Genomic DNA, 17,319 nt, shown 5'->3' on the forward strand with positions numbered 1-17,319 from the left:
CTCTTGAGGGGCCAGCAAGATAAGTTATCGTAATTGCAACTCCTTTAAACACTATATTTGGACTTAGAAATATTAATATTTATGACTGGGATATAATTATTGCAATGTCAATTGTACCTCTTTTAGTAATGGAAGTAATTAAATTTTTTAAAAATAAAAGGTAAGGTTGATTGTTGAAAATAATGGGGGTGGTTTTGAGAATAATTTCATCTCCATTATTTTTTTTATTTTATTTATATCTTTTAATCCAATGGGGTAAGTACCAGACTATTATTTATGACTTTCTTTTAAAAGAAAATAGTTAGTTTATAATTTTTTGTTAAATATATGTTAAATATAAAATTTTTAGAGCTTTTTGACTTTGGGATAAAGTTGTGGTATAATGAAAAACAAGGATGTAGTAGAAAAAAATGCTGTATCAATATAAATAGACGGTATTTGAAGATAGCTTTAAATTCAGTTTACACAAGCTAAAGATAAAAGAATAAACTAAAAATATGTGGGAAGGAGAGTTTATATGGGAACAAAGGGAAGAGAGATAGTGGGAAAAGAGGTTGACAAGATAATTGAATTTTTAAACAAAGCATTAGCTGATGAATGGTTGGCTTATTATCAGTATTGGATTGGGGCAAAAGTTGTAAGAGGGCCAATGAGTGGAGCAGTAGCTGCTGAACTAAGTGAGCATGCAGGAGAGGAATTAAGCCATGCTGAGAAGTTGGCAGAGCGCATCATTCAATTAGGTGGAACACCTATATTAAAACCAGAGGATTGGTATAAGCTTACCAATTGCGGTTATGATACGCCAGACAATCCTGAAGTTAAAGTTATTTTGGAGCAAAATATAAAAGGAGAACAATGTGCTATAGAAGTTTACAACAAAATGTTGTCAGAACTTAAAGATGTTGATCCTGTGACATATCATTTAATTTTAGAGATATTAGAAGATGAGATAGAGCACGAAGAAGATTTAGAGAACTTAAAAGAAGACATGGATATGATGAATAAAAAATAATAAAAAGTGAGGAGGATATTTATGGAGAAATTTGGTTCATTATATCAAAGTGGAGATTGGAAAGGAGAAAAACACGTTCCTGTCATACATATCTCTGACAAGGTCAAAAAAGAAGAGGTAGTTGAATTAAGAGTTAATATAGGAGAAGAAATTCCACATCCAAATACGCTAGAACATCACATCAAATGGATTAAAGTGTATTTTCATGGTGAAGGAGATAAATTCCCTGTTGAGATAGGTAATTACAATTTCACATCTCACGGAGAGTATGGAGTGTTTACAGAACCCGACTTGACAATAAAGTTTAAAGTTGAAAAATCAGGGACAATCTATGCGGCAAGTTACTGCAATATACACGGTTTGTGGGAGAATAGCAAAAAGATAGAGGTTGAGTAAAATATCAAAGGGCTTTCATCTTTAAATTTATCCAGATGAAAGCCCTTTGTTGCTAATTTAATGAAAGGAGTAAATCAAATTATAGAATCATTCACATATTTTAACATAAAAATAGTTGCATAAAAGCCCTTTACAAATAGGGCTCTATATGATAAAATAAGCTACGTGGTTTTTCTTAAAGTTTTAGAGTAAAACTTTTTATTGTCTTAAAAATGTGGAGGGGTACCCAAGTGGCCAAAGGGGGCAGACTGTAAATCTGTTGGCTATCGCCTTCGATGGTTCGAATCCATCTCCCTCCACCATATGACCCATTAGCTCAGGAGGTAGAGCACCTGCCTTTTAAGCAGGGTGTCCCGCGTTCGAGTCGCGGATGGGTCACCAGTTATGAGAAAAACAGTTATCTTTTTAGATAGCTGTTTTTTTATCATAGTGTAAAATTATCCTAAAGTATCTTGACACTATCGGAATATGTGCTATAATGATAACGTAACCATGCAGCAATTGATATTACGGTTTATCATGATTAGGTTTTAAAATATGGATATTAGAGCTTTAAATACGATTATAATAAAAAAAAGAAAGAGAAGTGATTTTGCTATAGGGACAATAGGTTAAACCGAATTTTATTTTAAAATAATGAAGGAATTTCTATAACTATGTAGACTATATACATAAAGAAGATAATAATCTTGCGGGGTGTATATAAATGGTTAAGGAAGAATATTTAGATTTATTGGAAAAGAAACATAGTGTTTACTATGATGTGTATAGAGACTATGAATTAAACGGTAGATTTCTGGATATATATGCAGAGTTTCATATGAGGAATGAGAGGTACTTTTTGATAGATGTGCTGGATGCATACGAGACCCATGAGTATAGGCTCGTGAAATATTATGAAAATCTAAAGCTTGATGATGCAGCAGAGTTTGGCACATGGTTGAAAGAGCAGGTTGAAGTCCTCATTAAACCTCATACGGAGCATATGTGCACCATATTGACCGGAGTAATGGTAACTGATAGAGGTATTAACAGGAATGTGGAGAAATTTATTAAAGATTACAGGTATACAAGATACTTCACATTTGGAATAAAAGGCTGGGGAGAAATAAGACTTGTAGGCGTTGACATTGCTTCCAATAGGGTGGTGGCAAACAGGAAGGGAAGAGAGGTGATAAAGGATTTTATGATTCCTATGCCAAAGCCCAATTATAAATAAAAGGGAGGCAACATTTAAATGAGTGCAATAATTTTACTGATAAGTGCTATTATTCTTTTTGTACTTGCTTATATCTTTTACGGAGGCTGGCTTGCAAAACAGTGGGGTTTGCAGCCAGACAATAATACCCCTGCACACACCATGTATGATGGCGTGGACTATGTCCCTGCAAAGGCACCTGTCCTTCTGGGCCATCACTTTGCATCCATAGCCGGTGCCGGTCCTATAAACGGACCTATACAAGCCGCTATATTTGGATGGGTACCAGCAACACTCTGGATTCTTTTAGGCGGTATATTCTTAGGTGGAGCCCATGATTTTGGTTCACTTCTTGCATCATTGAGGCATAAGGGCAAGTCCATAGGTGATATCATACAAGCAAATGTTGGCTTGACAGCAAAGAGGTTGTTTCTTTTGTTTTCCTGGTCGACACTGGTACTCATAGTTGCAGCCTTTACAAACATAGTGGCTGATACTTTTGTCTCTACACCCCAGGCAGCCACTGCTTCACTGCTTTTTATACTATTTGCCGTGGTATTTGGATTTGCTGTATACAGAAGGAATGCACCACTTGGCTTGAGTACCGTGTTGGGTGTGGCGGCTTTGGCGTTATCTATATGGATAGGTTATATAGCCCCGTTATCATTGCCTAAGACCACATGGATAATCATCCTTGCCGTGTATATAGTAGCTGCATCAGTTATGCCTGTATGGATACTCCTGCAGCCAAGGGATTACTTGAACTCTTTCCTTCTCTATGGAATGATGATTGGCGGTGTTGTTGGTATACTGCTTTATAACCCGAGGATTCAACTTCCAGCGTTTACAAGCTTTAAGGTTGGTACGCAGTATCTCTTCCCGATCCTGTTCATTACCATAGCATGCGGTGCCATATCCGGTTTCCACTCACTGGTGGCCTCCGGCACCACAGCAAAACAGCTGGACAAAGAAGGGGATGCTAAGTTAATAGGCTATGGCTCTATGCTTATAGAGAGCACCTTAGCCATAATTTCTATAATTACCGCAGCGTATCTTACTCAAGATAAGTTTGCAGAGCTTATTAAGTTTGGTCCAACCAATGTGTTTGCTGATGGATTAGGTACATTCATGGCCAGCTTTGGTATAAATCAGGTTGTAGGAAAGACCTTTGCTGCCCTTGCTGTGTCTGCATTTGCCATGACCACGCTGGATACAGCCACAAGGCTCGGCAGGTTTGCCTTCCAGGAGTTTTTTGAAAATATATCGGAGTCTGGAGAGACAGTGGCATCTTCTAACCCTGTGGCTAAATTCTTTAGTGACAGGTATGTGGCATCTGTAATCACTGTGGTTATTTCTATTGTACTTGCATTTACAAGCTGGAAGGCTATATGGCCTATATTTGGTGCGGCTAACCAGCTCCTCGCAGCGGTAGCACTGCTGGCAGTGGCTGCATGGCTTGCCAATGCAGGTAGGAACAATAAAATGCTCATTATCCCTATGATATTTATGTTTATAGTTACTTTGACAGCCCTTGTACTTCTGATTCAATCTAATATTGCTTCTGGTAACTATATACTGGTGTTATTTGCCGTCCTGCTGTTTATCCTGGCTATACTATTAATACTTCAAACATATGGAGTGCTTACAGGAAAGAACAGAAGAGAAGGGGTAGCAAAATAGATAAAAAGCCTGCCGCAGGGCAGGCTTTTTAAGTGCGCCCGGCATGGGCGATAGCTAGGCGGTGAAAGTCCGCTATGGCCATGGCGGTGGGAACCATTAGCCAAAGGCAAGGGTGTCCATCGTAATTGGACGTTAATTGTTTAGCTTTGTTTTCAAAGGATTTCCTCCATTATAAGAATTCGACAAAAAGGAGGAATTCCTTTAAAAATACATAGCAGAACCCCTTAATTTGTGAGGATTTTGGGGTTTTGTAATCTCTAATGAATGTATTTTGAAAGAGGGTATATTAGGTTAAATTTTGTATATAATTAAGAAATTTATAAAAATTGAGTGTTTAGAGGGGTTATATTATGGACAAATTATTGGAAATCAATAGTACTGTCAATGGTATAGTATGGGGTCCACCTATGCTTATTCTTATCGTTGGAACGGGCCTTATACTTACCATAGGTCTGGGATTCATACAGATTAGAAAATTCCCTTATGTAATGAAAAACACGTTGTTTAAAATGTTTGAAAAGTCCCAGAAGGGAGAAGGAGAAATAACTCCCTTTCAGGCTCTGGCAACGGCTCTGGCGGCGACGGTTGGAACCGGCAATATCGCGGGTGTCGCTACGGCTATTGCACTTGGCGGACCGGGAGCTATTTTTTGGATGCTCATCGCTGCTCTCGTCGGCATGGCAACCAAATTCAGTGAAGTCGTGCTGGCGGTTCATTTTAGAGACAGAAAACCCGACGGAAGTTTTGCCGGTGGGCCTATGTATTATCTGGAGAAGGGGCTTAAACAGAAATGGCTAGCGGTGCTTTTTGCCCTGTTCGGTGCACTAGCTGCTTTTGGTATAGGCAATATGGTTCAGGCCAATTCGGTAGCTGCTTCTCTTGAAACGACTTTCGGGGTCCCGAAGTTATATACCGGTGTAGCCCTTGCAATATTGACCGCCCTTGTAATCCTTGGAGGTTTAAAGAGGCTAGCTGCAGTTACTGAAAAACTGGTGCCCTTTATGGCTGCGTTTTATATTATTGGAGCTCTAATAATAATTTTATTGAATATATCAAAACTACCCTCAGCCATCGGTATGATAATAAATCAGGCCTTCACGGGATCGGCTGCCGCTGGTGGATTTGCCGGCGCTACAGTTATGATGGGGATGCGCTATGGTGTGGCCAGGGGTATTTTTTCTAACGAAGCCGGTTTGGGTAGCGCTCCCATAGCCCATGCTGCGGCTACCACTGACCATCCGGTCCGCCAGGGTCTGTGGGGAATTTTCGAGGTTTTCATGGATACCATCGTTATATGCTCGCTAACTGCCCTTGCAATACTCACCACTGGTGTATGGGCCGAGGTGGATGCGGCTGGCAAGCAGCTTACAGGCGCTGCGTTGACCACCGCAGCGTTTAACAAGGGGCTCCCAGGACCGGGCGGCATTATAGTGGCTATAGGTATACTGCTTTTCGCGTTTTCAACCTTGCTCAGCTGGTCCTATTACGGAGAAAAGTCTGCCGAGTACCTTTTCGGCGTAGGCGTAAAGATTATATACAGAATTATATGGATACCTTTTGTGGTAATAGGTGCAGTGGGTGGACTTGAACCACTGTGGGACCTGGCGGATACTTTAAACGGCCTTATGGCGGTACCGAACCTCATTGGTCTTATAGGTTTGAGCGGAACAGTCTTTAAATTAACAAGGGAGTTTTTTAAAAAAGAGGGCGCGTAACTCGTCTTTACGTAGCAAGAAGGATATTATTTTCCCGCCCTGAAATTTCTTTCTAAGAGAGGGGACTAAGGCGGGTATTGTTTTTTTGGAATTATTTGAGTATAATGCTTCTATACATTATTTCATTATTTACATTACGGGTGGTGCTGTTGTTCAGTGTTGTGGGATTTGTCGTTTTTTCCGACAGCGGAAAAGAGGAGAATGGCCAATGTCAAATCACTAAAGGAAGCTATTTTAAAAGAAATATATGTAATTATATATTTCCATCCCTGGGGTTGTAGAAGGAGAGGTCTTATTGAATAAAAAACCTAAAAATACTTGATATGTTCTTTTATTTATGATACCATTTTTATTGGTATAATATTCTTAAGCTATAAAATTTATATTTGAGGTAATGATAATATGACGAATCTCATATATTTTTATACTGTTCTTTTCATTTTTTGGTTTGCTTCGTCTGGAAAAACAGATTTCATAAATCTATCTTTAGGGTTTTTGGCAAGTATTTTTGCAATGGAAGTTTATAAAAAATTCTTTTATATTTCAAAGATGAAGGAAATAAATCTTATAAAATTTCTTCTCTCATTCTTTAATTATATAGTAAACTTGATAAAAAATATTTTAATGGCAGGAATTCAGGTAACGAGGATTGTCCTGTCGAGAGAAATGAAGATTTCACCGAGGATTATAAAAGTTCGGAAAAAATTTAAGACCAATTTTGGAAGGGTTATAGCTGCTACAACAATAACGTTGACTCCGGGCACATTGACAATAGATTTTTATAACGATACTTTTATAATACATGCTTTAAATTCCCAAAATGCTGAAGAAATGCTGGAATGGCCCCTGGAAAAAGTTATTTTGGAGTTGGAGGATGTTTTTTATGGAAATGGAAATACTTAAGACTCTAGGGGGCATAATCCTATGTATTACAATAATAATATCTATTTTGGCCAGCATAAATAGAAAGGGAGTTCTTGAAAAAGTCGTAATAACAAATATAGTCAATACAAAGACGGTAGCTCTTATTTTTATTTTATCTTATATTAGGAATAAACCTGTTTTTCTTGACGTAGCTGTAGTATATGCTTTGATAAACTTTATCGCAGCTATTGCAGTTTCCAAATTTTTTGATGGTTATCATAAGCAGGGTGATTAATATGGTGATATTATCTTATATAACCTTTTACATGGGAATATTTTTCTTCGTTGTTTCAACAGTAGGGGTAGTACGCCTTCCCGATTTGTATTCCCGGCTTCATGCAGCTACGATATGTGATACCCTAGGTTTAGGCCTTGTTGCTCTTTCGCTGACGATGATGTACGGTATTTCTATCGAATCCCTGAAACTCCTTTTTATAGTTGTTTTGATTTGGATAGCAAATCCAGTAGCTGCACATTTGGTTTCGAAAGCAGCGTACATTAATAAGCTGCCGACTGTTCAGGGGAAATTTGTCATCGAGGAAGGAGAAAAGTAGAATGCGATGGTTGGAGGAAGCTTTTAATCTTCTTCTGCTGGTGATATTGATTCTCTGCTCCTTGGTAGTATACATTAAAAAAGAAATAATCTCAGCTGTAGTTATATTTTCAATTTACAGTTTCGTGATGGCCATTGTTTGGCTCGAATTGAAAGCCCCTGACCTGGCGATTACAGAAGCAGCCGTTGGAGCTGGGATAACAACCATTTTGTTCGTCATTGCAATTAAGAGAATGGGTGGTCGGTGGGATTGATATGAAAAAATATATTTATTTTATTATTTCTGTATCGCTTTTTATACTTTTGCTTTTTGTAAATTCGGAATTACCACCTTTCGGTAGTGGAGAAAATACTTCTTATCTAAATAACTATGTTGTAAAAAAATATGTCGACGATGTATTAGACGATACTGGGGTTTTAAGCTCAATTGCTGCAATCCTTTATGATTACAGAGGTTTTGATACACTCGGTGAAGCCACTGTGCTTTATACGTCTGTGCTGGCGGTATCTGTGATGTTAAAAAACGAAAAAAAATATTACTTTAGACATACTGAAAGCACTTATCTTAAAACCGTAAGCAAATTAATATTTCCATTTATATTTGTTTACGGTATCTACATAACTCTTTATGGTCATATTTCACCTGGAGGAGCTTTCTCCGGAGGGGTTGTCATTGCAGCTGGTTTTATTTTAATAATGCTCAGCTACGGAAAAAAATATTGTGAGTATTTTCTTGATTATTACCGGGCTTCAATGATTGAAAGCCTTTCAATGCTGTGGTACATTACAGTAGGCCTTTTCTCGGTTTTAGCAGGATATCAATTTCTCTCAAACAAAATTGCAGGGATTCCAACGGGGGTTGCTGGCAGCGTTTTTAGCGGAGGTTCAATTTTTTTATTAAACGCAGCGGTGGCCATGAAAGTATTTGGAACTATATATATACTCTTTTACTTTATTGCTCTTGAGGAGGTCGAAAGGTGAAGGTATTATATGGAATTTTAAATAATTATTATTATTTAGCGGCGTTTGTTCTTTTTTGCATAGGGTTTTATATAATACTTGCAAGCCCCAATTTAATCAAAAAAGTTATTGGTATGAACATTATGGATACCTCCGTTTTTCTATTTATAGTGGCTTCTGGCTATATCAAGGACGGAAAGGTACCAATTATGTCAACATCAACACCAGGGCCTACAGTTTATGTAAACCCATTAACCACAGCTTTTGTCTTAACAGGAATCGTAATTGCAGTTAGTAAGACTGCATATGCTCTTACGCTCATTACTAAGATTCACGATTTTTACGGTTCTATAGATATTGATAATATTTATAAGTCCGGGTGAAAATGGTTATGAATCACATTCCAATTGTATTAATAATATCCCTTTTCAGCCATGCTTTTTTAACTCCTCTGTTAAAGAAAAAATTTCGCAGCCTATACATATTCAGTCTTGCTTTATATTCTTTGTTGCTTTTTCTAACAGGTAAAACATTTTTTTACGTCGAATCGATGGGGCCTATTAGGTACTGGATAGGAGGATGGATCCCTCCGATAGGTATAGAACTTTATGCGGATAAACTTTCGGTCTTTATGGCTACTCTTTTTTTGAGCTGCGCCTTATTAATTCTTGTTAGCTTTGAGTCGTTTAAGTACGAGATAGGAGAAGAAAAGGCAGCATATTATTTTATGCTAGTTTCAATTTTAATTGGCGCTATGCTGGGCATAATCTTTACCAGGGACCTCTTTAATTTATATGTTTTTGTAGAAATTACAACAATTGCTGCTTGTGGAATTATATCTATAAAAAATGAAAAGAAAGCGGTGGAAGCTGCTCTTAAATATTTTATATTGAGCTCTATAGCATCTACCTCTATATTACTTGGCCTGATCCTCATATACAATATAGGTGGTTATTTACACTACGATACATTAAAATCTGTTTTGCTAGAATCTAAGGATGTATTTCCGAAGATTATATCTGGATCTTTAGTACTTATAATATCAGGATTTAGCTTGAAATCTGCTCTCTTTCCTTTGCACATATGGCTCCCCGATGCCCACTCTGCCGCCCCTACAACATCAAGCGCTCTATTGTCCGGATTAGTTATAAAAGTTTATGTTTTCGCCATAATACGCCTGCTAAACGATGTTTTTGGTCTAATGTATACATACACTTCAATTTTGTTGGAGGTCCTTTTAGCATTAGGCAATGTTGGTGTATTTTCTGGGGCTGTTTTGGCGGGATTTCAAAACGATATAAAAAGAAGGTTAGCTTATTCAAGTGTATCTCAAATGGGCTATGTTTTTTTAGGTCTCGGCTTTAATAATCAGTACGGATTTGAAGGAGCATTGTTACAGGTATTAAACCATGCCCTTGCCAAAAGCGGTTTGTTTTTAGCTGCAGGCTGGATGGTCAAATTCACTGGCACAAGAGATATAAAAGGACTAGAAAAAATCAGTGACAAATTGCCGCTGACAGCTCTTTGCTTTTCTGTATGTGCCATGTCTTTGGTGGGGATGCCTTTTACCTTGGGATTTTTATCAAAGTGGCACTTGGCTATGGCCGCTATAGAATCGGGAAGGCCTTTACAATTAATTTTTATAATATTATCTGCCCTTTTGACATTAAGTTATTATTTTCCCATCATAGTAAAGGCCTTTACAGGCGATAAATCCTTTGAAAGAAAGTTAGAATTTGAAAAGATAAAGGGCGGTAGTTTGATTTCCATTCTTATATTTACTTTTGTTATCATGTTTTTAGGCATTTATCCTAAATTTTTGTTAAAATATTTGTTGCAGAACATGTTCTAAGGAGAGTGAAAGCAATGAGCTCATTGAGCTTACTTTTTATATTGGTACTCCCAATTATAGGTACGCTGGTAATATGGCCTGCCAGTAAAAAAAATGATAAGATGGGGGAGATTTTTGTCGCATTGATATGTGGCATCTGTGTATTATTTGCAGCATTTACTCCAGCAGGAGATTTTTTGAGTATAAACACAGGTTTTCACTCAATTAGGTTTACTTTAGGTGATATAAATCGCATATTCCTGCTTTTTTCCACCTCTATTTGGTGTTTAGTTGCACTTTTTCTGACGGGCTATGTTCATCATATGGAAAATAGGGCAAGGTTCTGGGGCTTTTTCATGCTAACGTTATGGTCGGTTATATTTGTTTTTTTAGCTGGAGATCTTTTGACCTTTTACTTTTTTTTCGAATTAATGGCTTTATTTTCTTATTTCTTAATTATACACCAAGAGTCAACTGAAGCCCTATCGTCAGGGAATTTATATATCTTTACCACATTTGTAGGGGGTCTTGCAGTTCTAGGTGCCATACTGATAATATACAATAATGTTGGAACTTTTGAGTTTGAAAAATTAAACCTTGTCATAGAACATGGGGGATTAAAGGGGTATTTGGCCCTCGTATTATTATTTGTAGGATTCGGGATTAAAGCAGGTTGCCTGCCTTTTCATTTTTGGCTCCCAAGAGCTCATCCAGTAGCGCCGGCTCCAGCCAGTGCCTTGCTCTCTGGGGTACTTGTGAAATCAGGAGTCTTTGGCATTCTGCAGATTTTGCGATATACAAATTCGCATTATTTAGGGCTGGTCCTGATAATTTTAGGAATTTTGTCAACATTATACGGCGGTTTTATGGCTCTGTGTGACAATTACCCCAAGCGTCTTTTAGCATATGGTACTATAAGCCAGATAGGATATATTTTTGTAAGTATTAGTGCAACGATTTTAGCAGGGGCACATTCTTTGGTCGCTCCTTACTTGCACATATATGCTCACGGTCTTTCTAAAACAGCATTGTTTCTTGCTGTTGGGTATATATATTTAAAGACTTATGAAATGAAACAACTAAAAAATCTTACTTTAGTCCCGCTGGCAGCAATTGCACTTGCGGGACTAAATCTCGCGGGATTCCCGGGATTTATAGGTTATACCGCAAAAATTTTAACAAAAGATTTACTTCTATGTCTTTCGACTCAAGGAATGTTTTTTCATTGGGTGGAGGTAATTTTTAGACTTTCTGGCATTCTGACGGCGGCTTATCTAACCAAGATCTTTTTCTGCTTTTATGAGTCTTACTTAAAACACAGGGTAAAAAATCCATTGAGTAATCAAAAAGAGTTTAATATAATGATATTCGTGCTGTTTTTGTTGGTTTTTATGACAATCATCCTTGGATTCTTACCAATTGCGGCTAGCGATGTTGAAATTAATCTATATTCTCCAGCTAAAATAATTGCATCGATATTTGATATTATTACAGGTATTATAGTTTATTTGAAGTTCAAAGGTCACATAAAAAGACCTGTATTAATACCACAGCCTTCATACAGAAATACAGTTTTCAAACTTACCGGTTATTTTGGTAATTTAGTCCAAAGGTATATTCATCTTCCTATAAGTATAGATCTCAGCATTGCGCTTTTTGGCATCTCAATTCCGTTGCTGTATTTACTGTTAATATTATACCTAAAGCCTTATTGAGTTTGAAAAAACGAGGAGGTTAGAGCCTTATGTTAAACTTTTGGGAAAAGTTCAAGTGGCGATTGCCCAAAAATTTTGCGAGGCTGGTGTTTTTTTTGGAAGCATTGCTGGCTTTATTCATAATTAGCGGGGTTGCAATTAGCTTTTTGGACCTTATAAGGTATTTAAACCTTATTATAAGCCAACCACCATTGCAAACTTATGAGATATTGAGGACCTTTTTAGGTCATATACTTTTACTCGTAATCGGCCTTGAGTTGGTTATAATGCTAGTTAGGCACACTCCTTCAAGCGTGGTAGAAGTTCTTCTTTACGCTATAGCGCGAAAAATTATTATGGAAGCCAAAACCACCCTCGATGTCTTGATAGGTGTTGTGGCTCTAGGAGGTCTATTTTTACTTATTAAAATATATACCCCAGAAAGACTTCATGCAGAAAAAGGCGCTATAGTAAGTTCAAGTATGCCAATATGGGAGGTAAATGAGATAGCAAATGTAAATATTCCCGAAAATATGGCAAATACTATAGGAGGACTTATATCAATTTTGGCCAGCAATGAAGGGAAAAACATAGCTATTGGTCAAGTGTTTAGAATAAATGATGCAGAAATCTCAATTTATTCTATGGAAGGAAACCTAGTAAGGTCGGTTTTTGTCAAAAGAAGCGAAGAAGCTAACGAGGTGCATTGTTGATTATGAAATTTAGGAAAAGCCGGCGGGCTGTACAGATTTATAAACTGGGAGTGTTCTATACTTACCGATTTTATTTCCCTTTTTAAAAAAGGTTTTATGGTATAATAATATAAAGTGGAAAAAGTGATGATTTTACGATTTTGAAGGGAGTTTTTGACATGAAAATGAGAAAATTGACTCTTGAAGAGGAGAGGCTTTTAGAGAATTTTGTAACAGATGTATACGGACCCGTTTATTTTATACATTCACTTCCAGAATTTATCATACCGCCTATAAATTCAAAAGTGAGTAGAAGAGACACCAGCTGGAGGCTTAATATACTTGAGTCTTTGACAGATGGAGATTTAAACATAACTGACTATATACCCAAACACAACATACCTTTAGAAAAAGCAATACAAAAAGCGAAAGAATTTCACGAAAAGTGGGTGGAAAGGTTTGGACATTCTTCTATTGCTGAGCAGCATTTAATGCACCTGTGTGTGGAAGATGTGTCGAGGCTTTTGTCAGGGGATATTGAGCTTATGAACAGAAGACCTGCTTTTATAGAGTGGAGTCAGAGGTATCAAAAGCCTACAAGAGATAAAGTAGTGATACCACAAGAATTAGAAGAAAAGCCCGATTTGAAAGAAAAGTTTTTAAAAGTCTGGAACAACTCCTATGATGCTTATGAAAAACTTGTAGAAGTTTTGACGGAATATTTAGCTAGGGCAGAAGAGAAAAAAGAGGGAGAAAGTGAAGAAAGATTTTACAATAGGATTAGTAAGATTGCCTTTGAAGATGCGAGATATGCCCTTCTTTTAGCTACTAAGACAAGTTTTGCAGTGGCTTTAAATGCCCTAGATTTACAGGATATAGTGCGAAAACTTTTTGTACATCCTACTAAAGAGGCGAAGTTATTAGCTGAAAGAATAGTCGAACAAGGGGAAAAAATTGCACCGAGTATGTTAAGACATACAGCTCCTACTGTTTATCAATTAAAAGTTCACGATAGATTAAAGAATTTAGCGAGTGTTGTAAAAGAAGATGAGCTTTCAGATTCAAATGAGGATGTTATTTTAATAGATTATACAGGGAAAGATAGCGAATATTCTCCTGTAGATATTGTAATTATGCATATTTTGTTTACATATTCAGGTAAAAATTTTGAAGCAGTGAGAAAAACAGTGAAGAATATGTCCGAAGAGGAGAAAAGTAAAATCCTGCAGCAGGCAGTTGAAGATATAGGGGAGTTTGACCATTTAATAGAGGCATTTAAATCGATCAGATTTAAATTTCAACTGAAGATAAGTGAAGCCAATTGGCATCAGCTTTTAAGACATAGAACTATTGTCTTTGATTACAGTGAACCGACAATTGAAAATGGCTTTGTTATTCCTCCTAATATTGAAAAAGCGAATGCTTCTGAAATTTTAATAGAAGCAATAAAGGCTTCAGAGGAATTATTTATAGAATTAAAAGAAAAATTGCCTGAAGTAAGTCCTTACGTGGTAACAAATGCACACAAACGCTTGGTTCTTATGAATGCGGATTTATGGGCTTTTGATCATTTTGCAAATTTGAGATGCACTAATGAAGCTCAGTGGGATATACGGAATGTTTCTTTTAAGATGCTTGATTTGATTAAGGAAGTAGCTCCCCAGTTGACAACCTTTATGGCAAGGCGAAAAAAAGCTTAAAAGATGGAGATGAAATCATGAAAACCAGTTTTAAAGAAATAAGTTTGCCAAAGCTTAATAATTTGACACCATCACTGGAATCTACTGCCCTTAAATTAATGGAAGAAGCAGGAGAATTAGCACAAGCTATAGGAAAATTTAGAGGTTTAAACGGAGAAAATGTCACTTTAAGCGAAAAAGAGATAATGGAAAAAATTTCAGAAGAACTTTTAGATGTTGCTCAAGTGGCAGTTTCAATGATGTTTGTATTAGAGGAAAAGTATAATATAAATATTGAAGAAAAACTTAAAGAACATATCGAAAAATTAAAAAGGAAAGGGTATATAAAATAAAAAATATGCAGAAAAACTCTGCATATTTTTTGTTTTTGTGCACATATTAAAATTGAAATCTAAGAAGGGAGGATAAATATGCAACTTTCAACCAAAGAGTTACTTTATTTGGATGATATTTTATCATTACAGCAAAATATGACAAAAACTTTAAACGATTATGCTTCAAGATGTCAAGACCCACAGCTTAAAGCTTTATGCCAAAATCTTGCGGATAGATGTCAAAACAATTTCAATTCTCTGCTAAAACATTTAAGTTAGAAGGAGTGTAAAAATATGTATGGAAATACGCAAATTAGTGACAAGGATATTATGATGAATGTACTGGGCAGTTATAAATTGGCAATAGAAATGTTCAGTCATGCAGCAGTTGAGTCTGCAAATGAAAGCATAAGAAGAGAATATATCAATCTTTTAAATTCTACTTTAGAAGACCAAAGGACAGTTTGGAATGCTGTAAATCAAAGAGGATGGTATCCTGTCAAACCGGCTCCACCTCAGGATATACAAGAGGCAAGGAATAAATTTAGACAACCAGTTGGGATGATGTAAATATAAAAAGTTTGTGATATAATAATGGAAGTAGTGTTTTTACTACTTCCATTATTATATTTTATTTTCAAAGGAGGAGTGATTTTATTATGTACGATCTAATTATTTTAGGAGGAGGTCCTGCGGGACTTACTGCTGGATTGTATGCTGCAAGGTCAAGGCTTAAAACGGTACTTATTGAAAAAACTTATCTGGGAGGGCAAATAGTAAATACTTATCAGTTAGAAAATTACCCGGGTTATGAAGAGATAAGTGGTGCTGACCTTATTGCCAAGATGGAGGCACAGGTGAGAAAACACGGCCTTGAGATTGTTAATGAAGATGTTGAGAGTCTAGATATTACAGGAGATGTAAAGAAAGTTAAGACTTCTAATAAAACTTATGAAGCAAAAGCTATTATTTTAGCGATGGGCGCTACACCTAAAAAGTTAGGTGTTCCAAATGAGGATAGATTTATAGGGGCAGGTATCTCCTTCTGTGCTACCTGTGACGGAGCTTTTTACAGAGATGCCACAGTGGCAGTTATAGGCGGAGGAAATACAGCAGTAGAAGACGCGTTATACCTTACTAAATTTGCAAAAAAAGTCTATATAATTCATAGAAGAAATGAACTTAGAGCTACAAAGATTGAACAGGAAAAAGCCTTCGCAAATGAAAAAATTGAGTTTATTTGGGATACTGTAGTAGTTGATGTAGAGGGAGAGTATGGAGTAGAAAGACTCAAACTTAAAAATGTTAAAACAGGAGAAGAAAGCACACTAAACGTAGATGGTGTCTTTGTAGCTATTGGATATGCTCCTAATACAGAATTGGTGAAAGGCATAGTAGACCTTGATGAATATGGATATATCATGACAGATGATGATATGAGGACAAATATACCTGGAGTTTTTGCAGCTGGAGACATAAGGCATAAATCTTTAAGACAAGTTATAACGGCTGCTGGAGATGGCGCAATAGCGGCTTATGTAGCAGAAAAATATATAGACAGCCTAAAAAAATAGTCAGGATTTTTCCTGACTATTTTTCACTTTATTCTTCTTGCTCTTGTTCTTGTTCTGCATTTATTTCTTGTACTTCTTGGTTATAGACTATTTCTTGTGAAGATGTAGGAATTATAATTCTCTGACCGGGATAAATCAAATTAGGGTCTTTAATATCTGGATTTGCCTTTAATATAACGTCTACTGTTGTATTGAAAGTTTTTGCTATATTCCATAAAGTGTCACCAGGTTTTACTATATAAACTTTTCCTGGTGGTGTAGGGGTAGTAACAGGAGGAGTTCCAAACAAGAGTGCATTCCATGTCACATTATCGACAATTCCTGTTACTGGAAGTCCTCTGCTTTGCTGATACGCTTTTACGGCTTCTTCTGTTTTTCTTCCAAAGATACCATCAATAGGACCAGGGTCAAAGCCCAAAGATTTTAGTCTTGCTTGGAGATTTACTACAAAGGGTCCTTTATCTCCAATCTTTAGTGTGGGATATTCAATGGGTGGCGATGTGGGACAAGGAATTATTAATGTTTGCCCAGGGTATATCATATTTGGATTTATTAAATAGTTTGCTTTAATTAGCTCCTCCAATGATACTCCAAATTTTTGTGCTATAGTCCATAAAGTATCTCCTGGCTGTACTGTGTAATAAGTTGGACAAGGCTTTTGTGCGGGAGGTGGTGAAGGTAGTGGTGGTTGTGGTGCGATTATTTTTGCTCCAGGGATGAATAGCTTTTGACCCGGATATATTGTATAAGGGTATGTGAGATTATTTGTATAAATGATAGCTTCGTAAGGAACATTAAATTTTTGAGCAATAAGATATAGAGTATCTCCAGGTTGGACAGTATAATAACTTCCTTGTACTGGAATGACAAGCCTTTGTCCAGGATATATTAAAGATGGATTTATAATGTTGTTTCTTGTGATTATAGCGTCAACTGAGGTGTTAAATTTTTTAGCAATTGAAAATATCGTGTCTCCTGGTTGTACTACGTATGTGAATTCTAAAGTGACCATATTTTTACCCCCTTCCTTTAATCATAATATGTGGATTTTATTATTAAGTGACATATAAACTTTT

21 protein-coding genes and 2 tRNA genes are annotated in these 17,319 nt (G+C 36.6%); 22 read left to right on the plus strand and 1 reads right to left on the minus strand.

Going from position 1 to position 17,319, the window contains the following annotated elements:
* Positions 1 to 32: 32 nt before the first annotated feature.
* The 22 genes from THEBR_RS12750 to trxB all read left to right on the plus strand — a co-directional run bounded on the left by THEBR_RS12750 (position 33) and on the right by trxB (position 16,243).
* Positions 33 to 164 (plus strand): cation transporting ATPase C-terminal domain-containing protein, encoded by a 132-nt coding sequence (locus THEBR_RS12750; RefSeq protein WP_286882031.1) that lies wholly within the window; start codon positions 33 to 35, stop codon positions 162 to 164.
* A gap of 353 nt (positions 165 to 517) precedes the next feature.
* Positions 518 to 1,012 (plus strand): ferritin-like domain-containing protein, encoded by a 495-nt coding sequence (locus THEBR_RS02215; RefSeq protein ID WP_003868477.1) that lies wholly within the window; start codon positions 518 to 520, stop codon positions 1,010 to 1,012.
* A gap of 21 nt (positions 1,013 to 1,033) precedes the next feature.
* Positions 1,034 to 1,408 carry a class II SORL domain-containing protein gene (locus THEBR_RS02220; RefSeq protein ID WP_003868478.1) on the plus strand — a complete coding sequence of 125 codons (375 nt, stop codon included), beginning with the start codon at positions 1,034 to 1,036 and terminating at the stop codon, positions 1,406 to 1,408.
* Positions 1,409 to 1,624: 216 nt separating this feature from the next.
* A tRNA-Tyr gene (locus tag THEBR_RS02225) sits at positions 1,625 to 1,710 on the plus strand.
* A gap of 3 nt (positions 1,711 to 1,713) precedes the next feature.
* Positions 1,714 to 1,789, plus strand: a tRNA-Lys gene (locus THEBR_RS02230).
* 325 nt (positions 1,790 to 2,114) lie between these two features.
* Positions 2,115 to 2,627: a DUF8052 family protein gene (locus THEBR_RS02235; RefSeq protein WP_003868479.1), complete on the plus strand. Its 513-nt coding sequence runs from the start codon at positions 2,115 to 2,117 to the stop codon at positions 2,625 to 2,627.
* Between the two features lie 18 nt (positions 2,628 to 2,645).
* Entirely contained in the window at positions 2,646 to 4,286 is a 1,641-nt protein-coding gene (locus THEBR_RS02240) for a carbon starvation CstA family protein (RefSeq protein WP_012269010.1), read from the plus strand.
* A 350-nt stretch (positions 4,287 to 4,636) separates the two neighbouring features.
* A complete protein-coding gene (locus THEBR_RS02245) occupies positions 4,637 to 6,001 on the plus strand; it encodes an alanine/glycine:cation symporter family protein (protein WP_012269011.1) in 1,365 nt (454 codons plus the stop codon).
* A 402-nt stretch (positions 6,002 to 6,403) separates the two neighbouring features.
* Positions 6,404 to 6,904, plus strand: coding sequence for a Na+/H+ antiporter subunit E (locus tag THEBR_RS02250; RefSeq protein ID WP_003868482.1), 501 nt, complete (start codon positions 6,404 to 6,406; stop codon positions 6,902 to 6,904).
* Positions 6,885 to 7,160 (plus strand): MrpF/PhaF family protein, encoded by a 276-nt coding sequence (locus tag THEBR_RS02255; RefSeq protein ID WP_003868483.1) that lies wholly within the window; start codon positions 6,885 to 6,887, stop codon positions 7,158 to 7,160. Before THEBR_RS02250 ends, THEBR_RS02255 begins: the two co-directional genes overlap by 20 nt.
* A gap of 1 nt (position 7,161) precedes the next feature.
* A complete protein-coding gene (gene mnhG, locus THEBR_RS02260) occupies positions 7,162 to 7,479 on the plus strand; it encodes a monovalent cation/H(+) antiporter subunit G (RefSeq protein WP_003868484.1) in 318 nt (105 codons plus the stop codon).
* Position 7,480: 1 nt separating this feature from the next.
* Complete coding sequence (locus THEBR_RS02265; RefSeq protein ID WP_003868485.1) at positions 7,481 to 7,732, plus strand: Na(+)/H(+) antiporter subunit B; 252 nt, start codon at positions 7,481 to 7,483, stop codon at positions 7,730 to 7,732.
* A 1-nt stretch (position 7,733) separates the two neighbouring features.
* Positions 7,734 to 8,459: an MnhB domain-containing protein gene (locus THEBR_RS02270; RefSeq protein WP_009052829.1), complete on the plus strand. Its 726-nt coding sequence runs from the start codon at positions 7,734 to 7,736 to the stop codon at positions 8,457 to 8,459.
* The gene (locus THEBR_RS02275; RefSeq protein ID WP_009052828.1) at positions 8,456 to 8,821 is read left to right on the plus strand and encodes a sodium:proton antiporter; all 366 of its coding nucleotides are present in this window, start codon (positions 8,456 to 8,458) and stop codon (positions 8,819 to 8,821) included. The genes THEBR_RS02270 and THEBR_RS02275 overlap by 4 nt, the downstream gene beginning before the upstream one ends.
* Before the next feature lie 8 nt (positions 8,822 to 8,829).
* Entirely contained in the window at positions 8,830 to 10,290 is a 1,461-nt protein-coding gene (locus tag THEBR_RS02280; RefSeq protein WP_012268645.1) for a complex I subunit 5 family protein, read from the plus strand.
* A 14-nt stretch (positions 10,291 to 10,304) separates the two neighbouring features.
* Positions 10,305 to 11,984, plus strand: coding sequence for a complex I subunit 5 family protein (locus THEBR_RS02285; protein WP_012269013.1), 1,680 nt, complete (start codon positions 10,305 to 10,307; stop codon positions 11,982 to 11,984).
* Positions 11,985 to 12,013: 29 nt separating this feature from the next.
* A complete protein-coding gene (locus THEBR_RS02290; protein ID WP_009052825.1) occupies positions 12,014 to 12,676 on the plus strand; it encodes a transporter associated domain-containing protein in 663 nt (220 codons plus the stop codon).
* A gap of 158 nt (positions 12,677 to 12,834) precedes the next feature.
* Complete coding sequence (locus tag THEBR_RS02295; protein WP_009052824.1) at positions 12,835 to 14,355, plus strand: FAD-dependent thymidylate synthase; 1,521 nt, start codon at positions 12,835 to 12,837, stop codon at positions 14,353 to 14,355.
* 17 nt (positions 14,356 to 14,372) lie between these two features.
* Entirely contained in the window at positions 14,373 to 14,687 is a 315-nt protein-coding gene (locus THEBR_RS02300; protein ID WP_003868493.1) for a MazG-like family protein, read from the plus strand.
* A gap of 78 nt (positions 14,688 to 14,765) precedes the next feature.
* Entirely contained in the window at positions 14,766 to 14,948 is a 183-nt protein-coding gene (locus THEBR_RS02305) for a hypothetical protein (RefSeq protein ID WP_003868494.1), read from the plus strand.
* 15 nt (positions 14,949 to 14,963) lie between these two features.
* Positions 14,964 to 15,239, plus strand: coding sequence for a spore coat protein (locus THEBR_RS02310; RefSeq protein ID WP_003868495.1), 276 nt, complete (start codon positions 14,964 to 14,966; stop codon positions 15,237 to 15,239).
* 56 nt (positions 15,240 to 15,295) lie between these two features.
* The gene (trxB, locus tag THEBR_RS02315) at positions 15,296 to 16,243 is read left to right on the plus strand and encodes a thioredoxin-disulfide reductase (RefSeq protein ID WP_255345463.1); all 948 of its coding nucleotides are present in this window, start codon (positions 15,296 to 15,298) and stop codon (positions 16,241 to 16,243) included.
* A 28-nt stretch (positions 16,244 to 16,271) separates the two neighbouring features.
* On the opposite strand, the gene THEBR_RS02320 is transcribed toward trxB, so the two are convergent.
* Complete coding sequence (locus THEBR_RS02320) at positions 16,272 to 17,255, minus strand: LysM peptidoglycan-binding domain-containing protein (protein ID WP_009052822.1); 984 nt, start codon at positions 17,253 to 17,255, stop codon at positions 16,272 to 16,274.
* Positions 17,256 to 17,319 lie beyond the last annotated feature (64 nt).

The sequence above is a fragment of the Thermoanaerobacter brockii subsp. finnii Ako-1 genome, from assembly GCF_000175295.2.
In the GTDB taxonomy this organism is placed as follows: domain Bacteria; phylum Bacillota; class Thermoanaerobacteria; order Thermoanaerobacterales; family Thermoanaerobacteraceae; genus Thermoanaerobacter; species Thermoanaerobacter pseudethanolicus.